Annotated in this window: 16 protein-coding genes and 1 tRNA gene; 12 read left to right on the top strand and 5 right to left on the bottom strand. The window is 67.1% G+C overall.

Going from position 1 to position 17,242, the window contains the following annotated elements; translation table 11 throughout:
- The first annotated feature begins 74 nt into the window (after positions 1 to 74).
- Positions 75 to 692: a J domain-containing protein gene (locus AC3WMA_RS11615; protein WP_492285511.1), complete on the top strand. Its 618-nt coding sequence runs from the start codon at positions 75 to 77 to the stop codon at positions 690 to 692.
- 114 nt (positions 693 to 806) lie between these two features.
- On the opposite strand, the gene AC3WMA_RS11610 is transcribed toward AC3WMA_RS11615, so the two are convergent.
- From AC3WMA_RS11610 to AC3WMA_RS11590, 5 genes are all read right to left on the bottom strand, one after another.
- Positions 807 to 2,792 (bottom strand): methylmalonyl-CoA mutase family protein, encoded by a 1,986-nt coding sequence (locus AC3WMA_RS11610; RefSeq protein WP_492285510.1) that lies wholly within the window; start codon positions 2,790 to 2,792, stop codon positions 807 to 809.
- 125 nt (positions 2,793 to 2,917) lie between these two features.
- The gene (locus tag AC3WMA_RS11605; protein ID WP_492285509.1) at positions 2,918 to 3,835 is read right to left on the bottom strand and encodes a cell wall hydrolase; all 918 of its coding nucleotides are present in this window, start codon (positions 3,833 to 3,835) and stop codon (positions 2,918 to 2,920) included.
- 312 nt (positions 3,836 to 4,147) lie between these two features.
- A complete protein-coding gene (locus AC3WMA_RS11600) occupies positions 4,148 to 4,624 on the bottom strand; it encodes a DUF1178 family protein (protein ID WP_492285508.1) in 477 nt (158 codons plus the stop codon).
- A 54-nt stretch (positions 4,625 to 4,678) separates the two neighbouring features.
- Positions 4,679 to 4,936, bottom strand: a complete 258-nt coding sequence (grxC, locus tag AC3WMA_RS11595) for a glutaredoxin 3 (protein ID WP_377841724.1) — start codon at positions 4,934 to 4,936, stop codon at positions 4,679 to 4,681.
- Positions 4,937 to 4,964: 28 nt separating this feature from the next.
- Positions 4,965 to 5,846 carry a ComF family protein gene (locus AC3WMA_RS11590; protein WP_492285507.1) on the bottom strand — a complete coding sequence of 294 codons (882 nt, stop codon included), beginning with the start codon at positions 5,844 to 5,846 and terminating at the stop codon, positions 4,965 to 4,967.
- Positions 5,847 to 6,185: 339 nt separating this feature from the next.
- On the opposite strand from AC3WMA_RS11590, the gene AC3WMA_RS11585 reads away from it, so the two are divergent.
- From AC3WMA_RS11585 to AC3WMA_RS11535, 11 genes are all read left to right on the top strand, one after another.
- Positions 6,186 to 6,261: transfer RNA gene (locus tag AC3WMA_RS11585), tRNA-Glu, on the top strand.
- Between the two features lie 614 nt (positions 6,262 to 6,875).
- On the top strand, positions 6,876 to 8,375 hold the full coding sequence (locus AC3WMA_RS11580) for a M81 family metallopeptidase (RefSeq protein ID WP_492285506.1): 1,500 nt from the start codon (positions 6,876 to 6,878) through the stop codon (positions 8,373 to 8,375).
- A 23-nt stretch (positions 8,376 to 8,398) separates the two neighbouring features.
- Entirely contained in the window at positions 8,399 to 9,559 is a 1,161-nt protein-coding gene (locus tag AC3WMA_RS11575; RefSeq protein WP_492285505.1) for a M20 aminoacylase family protein, read from the top strand.
- Between the two features lie 11 nt (positions 9,560 to 9,570).
- Positions 9,571 to 10,707: a M20/M25/M40 family metallo-hydrolase gene (locus tag AC3WMA_RS11570; RefSeq protein ID WP_492286094.1), complete on the top strand. Its 1,137-nt coding sequence runs from the start codon at positions 9,571 to 9,573 to the stop codon at positions 10,705 to 10,707.
- Between the two features lie 149 nt (positions 10,708 to 10,856).
- Positions 10,857 to 11,627, top strand: a complete 771-nt coding sequence (locus AC3WMA_RS11565; RefSeq protein ID WP_492285504.1) for a DeoR/GlpR family DNA-binding transcription regulator — start codon at positions 10,857 to 10,859, stop codon at positions 11,625 to 11,627.
- A gap of 113 nt (positions 11,628 to 11,740) precedes the next feature.
- On the top strand, positions 11,741 to 12,730 hold the full coding sequence (phnD, locus tag AC3WMA_RS11560) for a phosphate/phosphite/phosphonate ABC transporter substrate-binding protein (RefSeq protein ID WP_492285503.1): 990 nt from the start codon (positions 11,741 to 11,743) through the stop codon (positions 12,728 to 12,730).
- Positions 12,731 to 12,768: 38 nt separating this feature from the next.
- Entirely contained in the window at positions 12,769 to 13,584 is an 816-nt protein-coding gene (phnC, locus tag AC3WMA_RS11555; RefSeq protein ID WP_492286093.1) for a phosphonate ABC transporter ATP-binding protein, read from the top strand.
- Positions 13,581 to 14,384, top strand: coding sequence for a phosphonate ABC transporter, permease protein PhnE (gene phnE, locus AC3WMA_RS11550; protein WP_492285502.1), 804 nt, complete (start codon positions 13,581 to 13,583; stop codon positions 14,382 to 14,384). The genes phnC and phnE (AC3WMA_RS11550) overlap by 4 nt, the downstream gene beginning before the upstream one ends.
- Positions 14,381 to 15,211, top strand: a complete 831-nt coding sequence (phnE, locus tag AC3WMA_RS11545) for a phosphonate ABC transporter, permease protein PhnE (protein ID WP_492285501.1) — start codon at positions 14,381 to 14,383, stop codon at positions 15,209 to 15,211. The genes phnE (AC3WMA_RS11550) and phnE (AC3WMA_RS11545) overlap by 4 nt, the downstream gene beginning before the upstream one ends.
- Entirely contained in the window at positions 15,189 to 16,088 is a 900-nt protein-coding gene (locus AC3WMA_RS11540; protein WP_492285500.1) for a TIGR01459 family HAD-type hydrolase, read from the top strand. The genes phnE (AC3WMA_RS11545) and AC3WMA_RS11540 overlap by 23 nt, the downstream gene beginning before the upstream one ends.
- A gap of 93 nt (positions 16,089 to 16,181) precedes the next feature.
- Positions 16,182 to 17,222: a LacI family DNA-binding transcriptional regulator gene (locus AC3WMA_RS11535; RefSeq protein WP_492285499.1), complete on the top strand. Its 1,041-nt coding sequence runs from the start codon at positions 16,182 to 16,184 to the stop codon at positions 17,220 to 17,222.
- The last annotated feature ends 20 nt before the right edge of the window (positions 17,223 to 17,242 follow it).

The following is a 17,242-nucleotide window of genomic DNA, read 5'->3' as shown; positions in this document are numbered from 1 at the left end:
ATTGTTCGTTGGTTCGGCGATGTGCTGCATTGCACTTGCCGGCCCTAGCTCCTGCGTCTCATAACCCGTCGACGATGAACATCAACTCACGCCTTTTCGACAGCATCAGGATCGGCGCTTCCGAGACGGAAGCGCCGCTGGAGAGCGACGCGCCGCGTTGCGACCATCCGGGCTGCGCGCGCGCCGGCGAATTCCGGGCGCCGAAGGGGCGTGGCCGCGAAGGCCAGTTCTTCCTGTTCTGCATGGACCATGTGAAGGCCTATAACGCGACCTACAATTATTTCGCCGGCATGGATGACGAGGCGCTGGCTGCCTACGCCAAGCAGGAGGAGATCGGCCATCGGCCGACCTGGAAGCTCGGCGTCAATTCCAAGGCGGCGCGGATGTCGCAGCGCGGGCGCAAGGCGAATGGTGAGGCCAGCGCCGACATGCACGACGCCTTCAACCTGTTCGGCGCCCGCAACAAGCAGCAGGCGGCCCAGCCGGAATCGCGCATCGGCATCGTGGCGCGCAAGGCGCTGGATACGCTCGGGTTGGACGACACGGCGGATTCCGCGGCGATCAAGGCGCGCTACAAGGAATTGGTGAAGCGCTTCCACCCGGACGCCAATGGCGGCGACCGCTCGCGCGAGGGCACGCTTCAGGAGATCCTGAAGGCGTATCAGCAGTTGAAGAGCGTGGGGATGGTCTGAGGGGCGTCATCCCGTGCGCGTTGCGGCACGCAGTGCTGCGACGCAGACACGGGACCGTGCGCAGAAAAAGACGCCTCTCGTCACGCGGTGCCGCAGCGCGTGCGGGATGACCCGCTACCGCTTCGCCGCCAGCCCCGCGACATCGGCGATGATGCCATCCAGCGCGAAATCCTTGGGCGTATAGACCCGCGCCACGCCCATGTTGCGCAGCGCGTTCTCGTCGTCGGGCGGGATGATGCCGCCGACCACCACGGGCACGTCCATCCCTGCGACCCGCAGCCGCGCCGTGACGTCGCGCACCAGCGGCAGATGCGAGCCGGAGAGGATCGAGAGCCCGATGATGTCGGCCTGCTGCTCCCTGGCCTCGCTGACGATCTCCTCCGGCGTCTGGCGGATGCCGCCATAGCTGACGCTCATTCCGGCATCGCGGGCGCGCACGGCGATCTGCTCGGCGCCATTCGAGTGTCCGTCGAGGCCGGGCTTGCCGACGAGGAAGCGCGGTGGGCGGCCGAGGCGCTCCGTCGCCTTCTCTACCGCGGCCTTCGCGGTGGCGAGACCGGTCGCATCGCCCAGCTTCTTGGTGTCGACGCCAGTGGGCGCGCGATACTCGCCGAAGATCTCGCGCAGCGTCTGCGCCCATTCGCCGGTGGTGACGCCGGCCTTGGCGCAGGCGATCGAGGCCGGCATGACGTTGCGGTTCTCGCGGGCGCTGGCGGCGAGTTCTGCGAGCGCTGCCTCGGCCGCCTTCGTGTCGCGGGCCGAGCGCCAGGCCTTGAGCCGGGCGATCGCCTCGGTCTCGACCGAATCCGGCACGGTGACGACATTGCCGTCGCCGGCCGAGAGCGGGGAGGGCTCGCTGTTGGTGAACTTGTTGACGCCGACGACGACCTGCTCGCCGCGCTCGATCGCCTCGATGCGCCGTGCGCCGTTCTCGACCAGCGCCATCTTCATGTAGCCGCTCTCGACGGCGGCGAGCGCGCCGCCCATGTCGTCGATCTTGGCGAGTTCCTCGAGCGCTGCGGCCTTGAGCTCCGCCACCTTGGCATCGACCACGGTCGAGCCGTCGAAGATGTCGCCGAATTCGAGCAGGTCGGTCTCATAGGCGAGAACCTGCTGCATCCTGAGAGACCATTGCTGATCGAAGGGGCGGGGCAGGCCGAGCGCTTCGTTCCAGGCGGGGAGCTGGACAGCGCGGGCGCGGGCCTTCTTCGACAACGTGACCGCCAGCATCTCGATCAGGATGCGATAGACGTTGTTCTCGGGCTGCGGCTCGGTCAGCCCCAGCGAATTCACCTGCACGCCATAGCGGAAGCGCCGCATCGCCTCATCGGCGATGCCGTAGCGGCCAAGCGTGATCTCGTCCCAGAGCTCGACGAAAGCCCGCATCTTGCAGAGTTCGGTGACGAAGCGCATGCCGGCATTCACGAAGAACGAGATGCGACCGACGGTGCCGGGGAATTCTTCCGCCGAGACCTCAGGCCGGGCACGGATCGAATCCAGCAAGGCGATGGCCGTCGCCAGCGCGAAGGAGAGCTCCTGCACCGGCGAGGCGCCGGCCTCCTGCAGGTGATAGGAGCAGACGTTGGTCGGGTTCCATTTCGGCAATTCGCTGGCCGTGAACACGACGATGTCGGTCGTCAGCTGCATCGAAGGCCGCGGCGGGAAGACATAGGTGCCGCGCGAGAGATACTCCTTCACGAGGTCGTTCTGGGTCGTGCCCTGCAAGAGCTTGCGGTCGGCGCCCTGCTCGTCGGCGACGGCGATATAGAGCGAGAGCAGCCAGGCCGCCGTCGCGTTGATCGTCATCGAGGTGTTCATCTGCGCCAGCGGGATCTGGTCGAACAGCGCCCGCATGTCGCCGAGATGGGAGATCGGCACGCCGACCTTGCCGACCTCGCCGCGCGCCAGGACATGGTCGGGGTCGTAGCCGGTCTGCGTCGGCAGGTCGAAGGCGACGGAGAGGCCTGTCTGGCCCTTGGCGAGATTGCCGCGATAGAGCTTGTTGGATTCGGCCGCGTCGGAATGGCCCGCATAGGTGCGGAAGATCCACGGCTTGTCGCGCTGGGCCGTTTCCCGGCCGCCTCGTTCCGTCGCGGTCATGGCGTCTCCCCGTATTGCAGAGCAATCTGAATGTTGCACTGCGGCGAAGATAACGCCAGAGCTTCGGCGATGTCCCGTGCGACGTTAGGCGGACGAGGCCGACAATGCCTTGATGGGTACCACGCTTACCGCGAGGGCAGGCTGCCCCGGATGTCGGAGGCCTGCAGCAGCGCCACGCGGCGATCGTCCCTCGGCGGGGCGACGAAGGCGCGCAAAGGCGCCTTGGGCAGGTCGAGATCGAGCGGCCGGCCAGGCGGCAGCGGCGCGTTCTTGATCAGCGTGACCAGGGGCGTATCGAGCGCCGGCCGCTGCGGCGCGGGCATCTCGGGTGCGAAGGCGAGCGGTGCCGAGGCGAAGGAGGTCGCCGTCGTTGCCGACGAAGACACGGTGGTGAGCGGCACGGCGGTGGTGGAGGCCGAGGCGAGCTGGATCGTCGGCTCCTCGATGCGGCGGCGCTCGGGGCGCTCGCCCCTCACGTAGAAGGCGTTGCCGCCTGCCACCGTCACGTAATGCATGTTGTTGTAGCCGAAGCGCAGGCCGGCCATGTGGAAATGCTTGGCGGCGCCGACAGCCTCGTTGCGGCGGCCGTTGAGGATGTCTTCGGCGATGGCCTCGACCTTGGGCAGGACCTTGTCCGTCATCGGGCGGCTGAGCACGCCTGTGGCGAACTGGCGGGGCGCGCCGACGACGCCGCAGATCGTTTCGGGATACTTCGCCGATTCGACGCGATTCATCACGACCGTGCCGACGCCGAGCAGACCGGACTCGCTCGAGCGGTTCGATTCGAAATACATCGCGCGGACAAGGCACTCCTTCTCGCGCGGATCGGCCTTGGCCAGCGCAACCGCATGCCTGCGGGCCTTGGCGGGCTCTTTCGTGGCGGGAGCGGCAGTGGCGGAGGTCGCGGCCGTCTCGACCGGGGATAGGCTGCAGGCGCCGAGAACAGGGGCTGCCAGCACAATCAGAAGCGGGATCGCCTTGCTGCCATGCCGGATTTTTCCACCGGAACGAAGACCATGCACAGCGATCGCAGTCCGCTTCATGCGGCAACCTCCTGAGTTCCGGACCCGTGATCGCCGTGGGCGGCAAACCGGGATTGCCGGCAAGGAACCGCGAATTCCTTAACAGAAAGTTAATCCGGGACGGAAGGGGGGAGGCGGCGTCGCGAGCCCTGGCGCGTCTCCCGGCCAGAGAAGCCGGGCCGGTAGCGCCTTGTTCCAAAACGAAAAAGACCCTGACGCCGCGCCGAAAATTTTCGTACGCGCCGCCTCCGGTTCCTTGCCGGAACCGTAATGTTCGCGTCTACGAAGTCGCCGTAAGCGCGGCTTTGTGACCAGAGCCGACCCGAGAGCGCGTCAGTTCCCGGAGCCCGGCAGGCGGGGCAGGGGGAGGAACTCGACGCCTTCCTCATGCAGCATCCGGGCATCGTCCGGCGTCGCCTCGCCATAGATGGCGCGCTCTTCCGCCTCGCCGTGATGGATCTTAAGCGCCTCGTCGGCGAAGCGCTGGCCGACATGCTCGGCATTCTCGCTGACATGCCGGTGCAGGGCCGTCACCATCTCGCGAAAGGCCTGCTCCTTCTCGCTCATCAGCGCGACGGGAGCCGGGGGCGCTGCGGCGGGGGCGGACGCCTCCACGGCCGGGGCAGGTGATTTCGGGCCGAGATCGGTGCGCGCGACATTGGGCGACATCACCGCGCGCTCGACCTTGGCGCTGTTGCAGACCGGGCAAGTGACGAAGCCGCGCTTCGCCTGGTCCTCGAAGCTTGCCGAGGAGGCGAACCAGCTTTCGAATTCATGGGCGGCGTCGCAGATGAGGGCGTAGCGGATCATGTCGTCATAGATGGTGACGCGGTGTCACCAAGGCAAATGGGGCGGTCGGGTGCGTCAGGCGGCGAGAAGCTTGTCGAGCTCGCCGCGGGCGTCGAGCGCGTGGATATCGTCGGAGCCGCCGACATGCTGCTCGCCGATGAAGATCTGGGGAACCGAGGTGCGTCCGCCGGCCCGGGCGGTCATGGCCTGGCGCAATTCCGGCTTGCCGTCGACATCGATCTCGGTGAAGGCCACGCCCTTGCGCGTCAGCAGCGCCTTGGCGGCCTTGCAATAGGGGCACCAGGACGTGGTGTAGATCGTGACCGGCGGCATGAAGGCGTGTCTCTCGTTGCGATGCCCCTCATGTAGTGACTTCCCGGCCATCCGTCACGACCCGCGCGAAGGTCAGCACGTCGACGGCACTCGCGCCCGCCCGCAGCAAGGCGCGCGAGGCGGCATTGACCGTGGCGCCTGTGGTCAGCACGTCGTCGACGAGCAGGACGCGCCGGCCTTCGACCAGCCCGCGCGCCGTTACAGGGACATGAAACGCGCCCTGGAGGTTCTCTGCGCGCTGGGCGCGCGTCAGCCCGACCTGCTGGCGGGTGCGGCGGATACGGGTGAGCGCCTTTGCCGCGAGCGGCAGCCCGGTCTCGCGGGCGACCACCTGCGCCAGGGCGGCGGCCTGGTTGAAACGCCGGCGCCAGAGCCGAGTCCGGTGCAAGGGGACCGGCAGGACGAGATCCGTATCTGAGGTGAGTTCGCGCCCGGCCTGCGTCATCATCCGGCCCAGCGTCAGCGAGAGCTCGACGCGGTCGCCGTATTTCAGGCGATGGACGAGCTCGCGGGCGGTGCCGTCGAAGCGGCAGACGGCCCGTGCCCGGGCGAAGACCGGCGGATCGGCGATCGCGGCCGGCGAGAGCAGGCCGTTGCCGAGATCGACGGCGAAGGGCGTGCCGAGGCGCTCGCAATAGGGGCGCTCGATGAAGCCGATGCCACGCCAGCAGGCCGGGCACAGCGCCTGGGCCTCGCCGGTCGCCGCCTGGCAGGCGATGCAGCTCGGTGGGTAGACGATGCCGATCAAACCGCGCAGGCTGGACCGGACGGAGAGGCGAGCGCGTCCGACGGAGGCCTGCCAAAGCTCTTTCGCGGAACGGGAACTCGCAGCGGCGCTCGGCGGGGATGGCGCCGGCGCCCGCTCGGGCGCGGCCTCATCATCGGGGCTGTCGCTTCGCCATTCCGGCATGGTTCCGTTGCCGTCCGACCATCTGGGCCGGCACAGACCGGCTCGGAAAGCGAGCTTCGCGCGTTGCGTGGCGAAGAACAACCGCGGATAGCGATCCGGTGATCGATGTGGCTCTATCTGAACGGCGACGGTTTCGCATCGTTCGGCCGTGTTCGGGGGAAATGGCCGGAAGGCGCCATCGCAGGGCGATCCGGCAACATGGTCATCCGGGGATTTCGTTGCGTTCCGAGCGGGTTTTTCGGGCTTTTTCGCAAGCCAGGCATCTTTATGCGGTTGGCATGCAAAAAGCTGTTGCAGGCCTGCATTTGTCCGACTACATAGGCGCCCTCGGCCAGCGCTGCTCCCTTCGTCTAGCGGTCTAGGACGTCGCCCTCTCACGGCGAAAACAGGGGTTCGAGTCCCCTAGGGAGCGCCAACGATTTCAACGACTTAGCGTCGTTTCCGTCGAGAAGCCACACACAGAAGCCACATAGCCAACCGCATCGCTGGCGCTTTGGGCTTTTGGCGTTCGGGCTATGCGTGGCGGCCGCGGGCTGCACGACGAACGCCGAGATTGCCGCGTAGCGCGAGGCGGAATCCGTAGCCATCACGGCGAGATCGCGCAGTACCATGCGGATTGCCTTCCGAGCGTCGGGGCTCCTCCATCCCGGAAATAGCGGGATGCGCAGCGCGGGAAGTTCCAGTCAGATCGTGCAGATGCTGTTCAGCAGCCCTGGACACCCTGTCGAACTCGCGCGGAATCGTGGCGCACAGGTCGTTACAGCTTGGACCGTCTGGAAGTCGGGGCGCCGTGCCCATGGACCCGAGATGGCAACAGTCGATCTTCCGGCCCTGCAGATCAGTGGGAGGGTGTGATATCAGCTCTGCTTCCGCCGCCACCAGGGCCCAATGGCTTTATGTTCGAGATCGCGGATCGTCGGCCGGGTGACGCGGTCTCGTCGTTTTTCGATGGCCGGGTCGGCGCTTTTGCGCCTTGGAGAGCACTCCCGCCTGTGATTACCTCGGCGCCAGCTGCCTTGGGGAGGACGAATGCCACGCCGTATCGCATTCGGTGGGTTTCTTCACGAAACCAACACCTTCGCGCCCAGCATGGCCGGAATGGAGGCGTTCCTGCAGGGTGGCGGCTGGCCGCCGCTGGCGCGCGGCGAAGCGATCTTCGCGGCGGTGAAGGGCGTGAATGTCAGCGCTGCCGGCTTCGTCGACGCCGCTCGTGGGCGGGACTGGGAGCTCGTGCCGACGCTCTGGTGCGCGGCGAGCCCCTCCGCCCATGTCACGGCCGAGGCTTTCGAGGCCATCGCCGGGGAACTGGTGGAGCGCATCGCCGCAGCGCTGCCGCTGGACGGCGTCTATCTCGACCTGCACGGCGCGATGGTCACCGAGCATCACGATGACGGCGAAGGCGAGTTGCTGCGACGGGTGCGCGCCGCGATCGGACCGGATGTTCCGCTCGTCGCCAGCCTCGACCTGCACGGCAATGTCACGCCGCTGATGATGGCGATGGCCGATGCGCTGGTGGCCTATCGCACCTATCCGCATATCGACATGGCCCTGACCGGCAGCCGCTCGGCCGGGATGCTGGCGCAATTGATCGGGACGGAGGCCCGCCCGGCCAAGGCCTTCCGCCAACTTCCCTATCTCATCCCCATTGCCTGGCAGGGGACGGCTATGGAACCGTGCCGCACGATCTATGCTGAGCTCGCCGCGCTCGAAGGCCCGGCCGTACCCACGCTCTCCTTCCTGCCGGGCTTTCCCGCTGCGGATTTTCCCGATTGCGGTGCGACCGTGCTCGCCTATGGCGCGACGCAGGCCGATGCCGACCGCGCTGCCGATGCCGTCCTCGCCCGGGTCATGGCGAGCGAGGCCGCCTTCAGGGGGCGGGTCTTCTCGCCCGATGACGGCGTGGCGGAAGCGATGCGACTGTCCCAGACCGCGACGAAGCCCGTCGTCATTTCAGATACGCAGGACAATCCCGGCGCTGGCGGTGATTCCGACACGATGGGCATGGCGCGCGCGCTGGTGCGCGGTGGGGCCGAGCGCGCCGCCATCGGCGTCATCGTCGATCCGGCTGCTGCCGAAGCCGCCCATGCTGCCGGTGAGGGCGCCAGGATTTCGATCGCCCTCGGCGCCAAGTCCGGGATTCCGGGAGACGAGCCGCTCACCGGCGAGTTCCTGGTCGAGAAGCTGTCGGACGGGCGCTTCGTCGCGCCGGGCCCGTTCTATGGCGGTTCGCGGATGAATCTGGGCCCGAGCGCCTGCCTGCGCATTGGCGATGTCCGCATCGTCGTCGGCTCGCGCAAGGCGCAGATGGCCGATCAGGCGATGTACCGGCAGGTCGGCATCGAGCCGACCGAGCAGGCCATCCTCGTCAACAAGAGCTCGGTGCATTTCCGCGCCGATTTCGAGCCGATCGCGGAGACCATCCTCGTCTGCGCTGCGCCGGGACCGATGCCGGTCGATCCGGCCGCCTTGCCCTGGCGCCGCTTGCGCCCTGGCCTGCGCACCTCGCCCCTCGGCCAGCCCTTCGCTTGAACCATCCGCTATCTGGAGCCGCCATGCCCGCCTTGCCTGAGATTCTGTCCTTCACGGACGAGCTCGTTGCCATCCGCCGCGATCTCCACGCCCATCCCGAGATCGGTTTCGAGGAGGTCAGGACCTCCGACATCGTCGCGGAGAAGCTCGCCGCCTGGGGCATCGAGGTCCATCGGGGCATCGGCAAGACCGGCTTGGTCGGTGTCCTGCACGGCACTGGCGGGCCGGGCCGACGCATCGGCCTGCGTGCCGACATGGATGCGCTGCCGATCCAGGAGATCACCAATCTGCCCTGGCGCTCCACCGTTGCCGGCAAGATGCATGCCTGTGGCCATGACGGGCACACCACCATGCTGCTTGGCGCCGCCCGCTATCTCGCCGAGAACCGCGGCTTCAAGGGCACAGCCGTCTTTGTCTTCCAGCCGGCCGAGGAAGGGCTCGGCGGCGCGCGCAGCATGATCGCCGAGAAGCTGTTCGAGCGCTTCCCATGCGACGAGATCTACGGCTTACACAATTCGCCCGATCTCGATCCCGGCCAGATCTCGATCTTCCCGGGACCTGCCATGGCGGGCGCCGATTTCTTTGACATCAAGATCACCGGCCGGGGCAGCCATGGCGCCATGCCGCATATGGGGCGCGATCCGATCGTCGTGGCGATGAGCCTTGCCAATGCGCTGCAGACCATCGTCAGCCGCAATGCCGACCCGCGCGAGGCCGCCGTGCTCTCGATCACGCAGATCCATGCCGGCTCGGCCTATAACGTCATTCCGGAGGAGGCCGTGCTCGCCGGCACGATCCGCACGTTCTCGCCGGAGATCGGGGCGCTGGTCCGCGACCGCATGCGCGAGATCGCGGCCGGCACGGCGGCGAGCTTCGGTGTCACGATCGAGGTCGACATCCGCAACATTTTCAACGTGCTGGTCAATCACGAGGCCCAGACCGACGCCGTTGTCGCTGTCGCCGCCGAGATCGTCGGCACCGAGGGCGTGCTGACCGACGGCAAGCCGCTGATGGGCAGCGAGGACTTCGCCGACATGCTGCGCGTCGTGCCCGGCGCCTATGCCTGGGTCGGCCATGCCGGCACCGTGCCGGTGCACAACCCGGCCTATGTCCTCGACGACGGCATCCTGCCGGTCGGTGCCAGCCTCCTGGCCCGGCTCGTCGAAACCCGCGCGGCGGCGTGAGGGGCGACATGATGGACCTCGCCCGCCTGCCGCTCGACACCGAGGCCATGCTCGCGGGCCTGCGGCCCTGGATCGAGTGCGAGAGCCCGACCTTCGACCCCGCCGCCGTCAACCGGATGATGGACCTCGCTGCCGCCGATACGGCTGTGGCCGGCGCCACGATCACCCGCATCCCCGGTCCCCAGGGGCTCGGCGACTGCGTGCGTGCGACCTTTCCGCATCCGCGCCAGGGCGAGCCCGGCATCCTCGTGATGTCGCATCTCGACACGGTGCATCCGGTCGGGACGCTGGCGAAACTGCCCTTCCGCCGCGACGGCTCGCGCTGCTACGGGCCGGGCATCCTCGACATGAAGGGCGGAGCCTATGCAGGGCTGCAGGCCATCGTGGCCTTGTCGAAGGCCGGGGTCGCGACGCCGCTGCCGGTCACGGTGCTCTACACCTCCGACGAGGAGATCGGCAGCCCCGGCACGCGCGAATTGATCATGGAGGAGGCGCGCCGCCACCGCTATGTGCTGGTGCCGGAGCCGGGCCAGCCGGGCGACGGCGTCGTCACCGGGCGCTATGCCATTGCCCGCTTCAACCTCTCGGCCGAAGGCCGGCCGAGCCATGCCGGCTCGCGCCTGAAGGATGGGCGCTCCGCCATCAGCATGATGGCGCGGCAGCTCCTCGCCATCGAGGCGATGACGGATGAGGACTGCACCTTCTCGGTCGGCGTGATCCAGGGCGGGCAATGGGTCAATTGCGTCCCGACATCCTGCCGGGCCGAGGCGCTCAGCATGGCGAAGCGTCAGGACGATCTGGACCGCGGAGTCGAGCGCATGCTCGCTTTGTCGCAGCGCGAAGCCGACGGCACCGGCTTCACGGTCGAGCGTGGCGTCACCCGTCCGGTCTGGGAGCCGAATGAGGGCACGATGGCGCTCTATCGGCAAGCGCGCGGCATCGCCGCGGAGCTTGGCTGGGAGCTCGGCCATGCCTCGGCAGGTGGCGGTTCGGACGCGAATTTCACCGGCGCGGCCGGCATTCCCTCGCTCGACGGCCTCGGCCTGCTCGGCGCGGGCTATCATACGCTGGAAGAGCATATCGAGGTGGATAGCCTGGTGCGGCGCGCCCGGCTTCTCGCCGGATTGCTGGCGCGACTGTCCGACTGAGGCGAGGGCGCGCCGCAGCGCTGGCCGGCTCACGCCATTCCGCATGAGGACGTTTGCGAACGGACGCATGGGGACTTGGGCCATGCGCCTTTCGCTGTTTTACTGAGCGGCAGGAAACGCGCTCCGATCGCATTGCGGGTGGATTTCATATGCCGGCACCCGGGAACCTCACGGCCCGCCAGAAGCAGATTCTCGCCGTGGTGCAGGAGGTCGGATACACGACGATCGAGACGCTTGCGGCCCGCTTCGACGTGTCGGCCCAGACCGTGCGGCGCGAGATCATCCGGTTGCAGGAGCAGAATTACCTGCAGCGCTTCCATGGCGGCGCCGGCCTGGCCTCCGGTGGCATCCGCTCTGCCTATGCCCAGAAGCTTACCGTCTCCCCGCAAGGCAAGCAGCGGATCGGGGAGGCGCTGGCCGGCATCATACCGGCCGGTGCCTCGGTGTTCCTCGACGTCGGCACCACCGTGGAGGCGGCTGCCCGCGCCTTGTTGGGCAAGCCGGGCCTGCGGATCGTCACGGCCAGCGTCTCGGTCGCACAAATCTTCTGCCAGGGCGGCGTCTTCGACGTCGTGGTCACGGGCGGCGTGACACGCGGCGCCAACGGCTCCCTCGTCGGCCAGCAGGCGATCGCGACCATCGCCGGCTTCCGCTTCGATTATACGATCCTCGGCATCGGCGGCTTCGACGACGATGGTGCGCCGATGGATTTTGACCTCGAGAAGATCGCGGTTCGTCAGGCGGCGATGGCGCGCTCCCGCCAGACCGTCGTTCTCGCCGACCACAGCAAGTTCAATCAGGTCGGCACCGCGCGGATCGCCGATCCCGGCAAGGTCGCTCTCGTCGTCGTCGATGCCGAACCGACCGAGCGGCTGCGCAAGGCCTGGCTCGATTGCGGCTGCCGCTGGCTGGTCGCCTAGGCAAACCCCCATCTTATTAGCCGGCCACTCTTGTCACCCTGATAGCTTTTGATCAGGATGGAAGAAATCTTACACGAGCGCTGATCAAGAGCGCCGCTTCCAGGGAGGTTGCCATGCTGCGCGCCAAGATCGCGTCCCTTTGCCTGCTTGCTTTCGGTATCGGGCTCGCCGGCCCGGCGAAGGCGCAGGATTGCGCCAATCGCGGAACGCTCGATGCCCGCTATTGCGACGCCAATCGCGACCTGCTCGCCGATACCCCGGCCGATGCCGCGAAGCAGAAGGACCCGGACACGCTGATCTTCTCCTATACGCCGGTGGAGGATCCGTCGGTCTACGAGAACGTCTTCGCCGATTTCCTCGCCCATCTCAGCAAAGCGACCGGCAAGAAGATCAAATGGTTCGGCGCGGAATCCTATGCCGCGCAGGTCGAGGCGATGCGCTCGGGCCGCCTCCATATCGCCGGCGTCGCCAGCGGCCCGACGCCCTTCGCGGTCAATCTCGCCGGCTTCGTGCCGATCGTCGCGATGGCCAAGAAGGACGATTCGATCGGCTATACGCTGCAACTGATCGTGCCGAAGGATTCCCCGATCAAGACCATCGCCGATCTCAAGGGCAAGCGCGTCGCCCATGTCGCGCCGTCCTCGAACTCCGGCGATACCGCGCCGCGCATCCTGTTCAAGGAGAAGGGCATCGTGCCCGGCAAGGACTACGAGGTCCTCTATTCCGGCAAGCACGACAACTCGATCATGGGTGTGGTCAACAAGGATTATGACGCCGCGCCGGTCGCTTCCAGCGTGGTCGAGCGCATGGCCGATCGCGGGATGTTCAAGCGTGACGACATCCGCATCGTCTATGAATCGAGCCCGTTCCCGCGCACGGCCTTCGGCCTCGCCCATGACCTCAAGCCCGAGCTGCAGGCCAAGATCAAGCAGGCCTTCCTGAGCTTCGACTTCCTGAATTCGGCGCTCGCCAAGGAGTTCAAGGACACCAAGGGCTTCAAGGAGCTGAGCTACAAGGACGCCTGGGGTGACATCATCCTGATCCAGCGCGACAGCGGCATCACCTATACCCAAGACGGCCTCTCGAAGCTGAAGGGCGATTGATGTCGAGCGTTACGGGAGGCTCAGTCGGCGGCGCTCCGCTGCTGGCCGTCGCGGGGCTGGCCAAGGTCTATCCGACCGGCAAGAAGGCGCTCGGCGGTGTCGATGTCGTGATCGACCGGCCGCAGCTGGTCGCGGTGATCGGCTCGTCGGGCGCCGGCAAGAGCACCTTCATCCGCTGCATCAACCGGCTGGTAGAGCCGACTGCCGGCAGCGTCAGGCTCAACGGCGAGGACATCGTCGCGCTCGACCGCAAGGGCCTGCGCGCGGCACGGCGCCGGATCGGCATGATCTTCCAGGAATACAACCTGGTCGAGCGGCTCAGCGTCATGCAGAACGTGCTCTCGGGGCGGCTCGGCTATACCGGCCTCTTCGCCTCGCTGCGCTATCGCTTCCCACCCGAGGATATCCAGGCCGCCTTCGCGCTGCTCGACCGTGTCGGGCTCGACGGCTACCACAACCAGCGGGCGGATGCGCTCTCTGGCGGCCAGCGCCAGCGCGTCGGCATCGCGCGCGCCCTGATGCAGCGGCCGGACCTGCTGCTGCTCGACGAGCCGACCGCCAGCCTCGACCCCAAGACCTCGCGCCAGATCATGCGCCTGGTGCGCGAGCTTGTGGCCGAACGCCAGACTCCGGCGATCATCAATATCCACGACGTCGCGCTCGCCCGCGCCCATGCCGACCGCATCATCGGCATGAAGGACGGGCTGATCGTCTTCGACGCGGAGGCCTCCGCCCTGACCGATGCGGCGCTGACCCGGATCTATGGCGAGGAGGACTGGTCGACCCCGCAGGACGAGGACGACGAGGCGCCCGCTCCAACCGCAACGATGGCTCCTGTCGGCGCGCTGTCATGACCATGGCGGCCTCCTATCCCAGCCGCTGGCGGGCGCCGAGCATCTTCGGCAGCCCCGGCAGACGGCTCGCCTTCTGGGCGCTGGTTTGCGCCTATCTGGTCTGGTCGCTCTCGACACTCAATGTCGACACGGCCCGCATGCTCGCCGGCCTGCCGCGCGCCTGGACGATCCTGTCGCGGATGGTCCCGCCGGATTTCGGCCGCTGGGAGCTTCTGCTCACCGGCATGGTCGAGAGCGTGCAGATCGCCATCGCGGCGACGATCATCGGCGCGGTGCTGTCGATCCCGATCGGCATCGCGGCCGCGGCCAATCTCTCGCCGCGCCCGCTCTATCTGCTGGCGCGCGGCTTCATCGTCACTGGCCGGACTTTCCACGAGGTCATCATCGCGATCTTCTTCGTGAAGCTGTTCGGCTTCGGCCCGGTCGCCGGGTTGCTGACGCTCGCCTTCTCCTCGGCGATCTTCCTCGGCAAGATGCTGGCCGAGGATATCGAGAACATGAAGCCCGGCCCGGTCGAGGCGATCCGCGCGACCGGCGCGAGCTTCGGCCAGACCTTCTTCTACGCGGTCGTGCCGCAGGTTCTCGTCAAGACGCTCGGCGTGCTGATCTACCGGCTCGATTCCAATCTCCGGCACTCGACCGTGATCGGCATCGTCGGTGCAGGCGGTATCGGCCAGACGCTCTCGGCCTCGTTCTCCCGCTATGATTTCGACTTCGCCAGCGCGATCCTGCTGACGATCGCGGCGATGGTCGCCTTCGGCGAGTGGTTCAGCGACTGGGCCCGGCGGAGGCTGAGATGACCGCGCATCAACTCCCGCAGGACCGCGCGCCGATGCGCCGCTATCCCGATCAATGGGAACGCTATTCGCTGCGCGAACGCATCGTGCAGTGGATCTGGCTCGGCGGCATCGCGGTTGCCGCCGCCTGGTCGGTCTCGGCGCTCGACATCGAATGGGCCTTCTTCGCCGATGCGCACGAGCAGGCGGCCGACCTGATCTCGCGGATGTGGCCGCCACGCTGGTCCTATCTGCCGCGCATCGTCCAGCCGCTGATCGAGACGCTGCATATCGCGACGCTCGGCACGATGATCGCCATCGTCTTCGCCCTGCCGGTCGCCTTCCTCGCGGCGCGGAACACCACCTACAACCAGGCGACCTGGCTGGTCGGGCGGGCCATGCTGGTGCTGTCGCGCTCGATCAACACGGTGATCTGGGGGCTCCTCTTCGTCGCGATCTTCGGGCCGGGGCCGGTCGCCGGCATCTGCGCGGTCGCGGCGCGCTCGGTCGGCTTCATCGCCAAGCTCGTCGCCGAGGCGATCGAGGAGGTCGATGCCGGCCAGATCGAGGCGGTGGAATCGACCGGCGCCAGCACCTTGCAGGTCTATGGTGTCGCGATCCTGCCGCAGATCCTGCCCGTGCTGATCGGCACCTCGATCTATCGCTGGGACATCAATGTGCGGGAGTCGAGCGTGCTCGGCTTCGTCGGCGCCGGTGGCATCGGGCTCCTGCTCTACGCCTCGATCAACCAGTTCGCCTGGTCGCAGGCGATCGTGATCCTGATCGCCATCCTCGGCATCGTCATCATCAGCGAGGCGCTTTCGGCCTATGTCCGCTCCCGCATTGTCTGAGCCACGGCAGGCGCTCTTTCCGGCGGGCGTGGCGGAGCTGGCCGGGCGCTATGACGGCTTCCTGCTCGACCAATGGGGCGTGCTGCATGACGGAGCCATCGCCCATGAGGGAGCGGTGGCCTGTCTCGAAGCGCTGCGCTCTGCCGGCAAGCCGGTCGTTATTCTCTCGAATTCGGGGCGCGGGGGCTGCGAGAATGACGCCATCCTCGCCAGCATGGGCTTCCGTCGCGAACTCTACGATGTCGTGATCTCAGCCGGCGACGACGCACGCGAGGCGCTGCTACAGCGCGACGAGCCCGCCTATCGCGCGCTCGGCTCGCGCTGCCTGCCGCTGACACGGCCGGGCGAACAGCATCTCGCCGGTGGGCTCGGCCTTACGCTCGTCGAAACGCCCGAAGAGGCGGATTTCCTGTTCATGCTCAGCATGGATGCGGAGCGGCAGTCGGTTGCGAGCTGGCGGCCTGTGCTCGAACGGGCGTTGAGGCAGGGCCTGCCGATGATCTGCGGCAACCCGGACCGCCACCGCGTGCATCCGGGCGAGCGCCTGCTGGAGGCGCCGGGCGCGGTCGCTCTCGCCTATGAGGCGATGGGCGGAACCGTGCACTATCACGGCAAGCCGGAGCCGCGCATCTACCGGACCTGCCTGGCGCGATTGGGGTTGCCTCCCGGCCGCCTGCTGGCCATCGGGGATTCGCTCGAACATGATGTCGCCGGCGCGGCGCGCGCCGGGGTCGACAGCCTGTTCATCGCCAATGGCATCCACCGCGACGAACTGAACTGGAGCGAAGGCCATCAGGCGTTTCGGCGCAGCTGCGAGGCTTTGTTCGCCCGCAATCCCGACATGCCACGTTACTGTCTGCCTACATTCGCCTGGTAGTCCAGCCACGGGGCGCGGCCGGGCCGTCACCAATTGACAATTCGGCGCTCGCGATCCCAAAGGGTGACTTACGATCGCTCCGTGGATGCCCCGATGAAAAGGAAGCCGCCAGGTGCTGGTGGTCGCAGGGAATCGCCCCAGACCTTCGTCACCGCTCAGGAGGTGGCCGATCTGGCGGGGGTGTCGCGTGCGGCTGTCTCGCGCAGCTTTACTCAGGGCGCCAGCGTCTCGAACGAGACACGCCAGCGCGTCATCCGCGCCGCGGAGGCGCTTGGATACAGGGTCAATCGGCTGGCGCAGACGCTGAGCGGTGGCAGCTCCAACATGGTCGGCATCGTGGTTGCCAATATGGGCAGCCCTCACATGGCCAACCAGCTGGACCAGCTCAGCGGCGCGCTTCTGCGGCGCGGCCTGCAGAGCTTGTTGCTCAACGCTTCCGCCATTCCCGGTGATATTTCGCAGCTCCTTGAACTCATCCTTGAATTCCGTGTTCGTGCTGTCGTGGTCATGTCGGGGACGCCGCCTGAAGCGATCATCGAAGAATGCATGAGCAACAATGTCCGGATGGTGCTGGTCGATCGCAGCCATCATGACGATCTCGACAATGTCGCGAGCGACGACGCTCAAGGCGCAAGGCTTGCTGCGAGACGATTGATCGCGGCGGGTTGCACCCAGGTGGCCGTCGTCAGCGCGCGCAACACGTCGAGCCAGTTCCGTCGCCGCACAGAGTTCATCGCCCATATGCAGAAGGCCGGGATCAAGACGATTCCCTGGGCCATGGACGAGCCCAGCTATGATGCCGGCAAGCGCGCCGGCTTCGAGCTGCTCGAGAATGGCGGCATCGACGGCGTGTTCTGCGTGACCGACCTGCTGGCCATCGGCATGCTCGATGCCGCCCGGGCGCTTTCAAGGCGCGTTCCCGAAGAGTTCAGCGTGATCGGCTTCGACGACATTCCCCAGGCCGATTGGCATGCCTATCGATTGACGACGATCCGGCGCAAGCGGAACGCCGTGACCGAGGCGATTATCGAGGCCATCGAGCGCGACGATGCCGGCGGCGCGCCGCTGCATTGTTTCGTACCGGTCGAACTGGTCGAGCGCAGCACTGTCAGGGCAGGGCAAACTCCGGGCTGATTACCTATTCTTGCGGGCAA

Source organism: Allobosea sp. FW305-C-101, assembly GCF_058783685.1.
The sequence above is the reverse complement of the archived record's forward strand: the minus strand, read 5'-3'. Positions and strand labels throughout refer to the sequence as shown.

Excerpts from the sequence above, each read along its gene's own strand:
- AC3WMA_RS11615 (WP_492285511.1), top strand. The coding sequence starts at position 75 with ATGAACATCAACTCACGCCTTTTCGACAGCATCAGGATCGGCGCTTCC.
- AC3WMA_RS11610 (WP_492285510.1), bottom strand. The coding sequence starts at position 2,792 with ATGACCGCGACGGAACGAGGCGGCCGGGAAACGGCCCAGCGCGACAAG.
- AC3WMA_RS11605 (WP_492285509.1), bottom strand. The coding sequence starts at position 3,835 with ATGAAGCGGACTGCGATCGCTGTGCATGGTCTTCGTTCCGGTGGAAAA.
- AC3WMA_RS11600 (WP_492285508.1), bottom strand. The coding sequence starts at position 4,624 with ATGATCCGCTACGCCCTCATCTGCGACGCCGCCCATGAATTCGAAAGC.
- grxC (WP_377841724.1), bottom strand. The coding sequence starts at position 4,936 with ATGCCGCCGGTCACGATCTACACCACGTCCTGGTGCCCCTATTGCAAG.
- AC3WMA_RS11590 (WP_492285507.1), bottom strand. The coding sequence starts at position 5,846 with ATGCCGGAATGGCGAAGCGACAGCCCCGATGATGAGGCCGCGCCCGAG.
- AC3WMA_RS11580 (WP_492285506.1), top strand. The coding sequence starts at position 6,876 with ATGCCACGCCGTATCGCATTCGGTGGGTTTCTTCACGAAACCAACACC.
- AC3WMA_RS11575 (WP_492285505.1), top strand. The coding sequence starts at position 8,399 with ATGCCCGCCTTGCCTGAGATTCTGTCCTTCACGGACGAGCTCGTTGCC.
- AC3WMA_RS11570 (WP_492286094.1), top strand. The coding sequence starts at position 9,571 with ATGGACCTCGCCCGCCTGCCGCTCGACACCGAGGCCATGCTCGCGGGC.
- AC3WMA_RS11565 (WP_492285504.1), top strand. The coding sequence starts at position 10,857 with ATGCCGGCACCCGGGAACCTCACGGCCCGCCAGAAGCAGATTCTCGCC.
- phnD (WP_492285503.1), top strand. The coding sequence starts at position 11,741 with ATGCTGCGCGCCAAGATCGCGTCCCTTTGCCTGCTTGCTTTCGGTATC.
- phnE (WP_492285502.1), top strand. The coding sequence starts at position 13,581 with ATGACCATGGCGGCCTCCTATCCCAGCCGCTGGCGGGCGCCGAGCATC.
- phnE (WP_492285501.1), top strand. The coding sequence starts at position 14,381 with ATGACCGCGCATCAACTCCCGCAGGACCGCGCGCCGATGCGCCGCTAT.
- AC3WMA_RS11540 (WP_492285500.1), top strand. The coding sequence starts at position 15,189 with ATGTCCGCTCCCGCATTGTCTGAGCCACGGCAGGCGCTCTTTCCGGCG.
- AC3WMA_RS11535 (WP_492285499.1), top strand. The coding sequence starts at position 16,182 with ATGAAAAGGAAGCCGCCAGGTGCTGGTGGTCGCAGGGAATCGCCCCAG.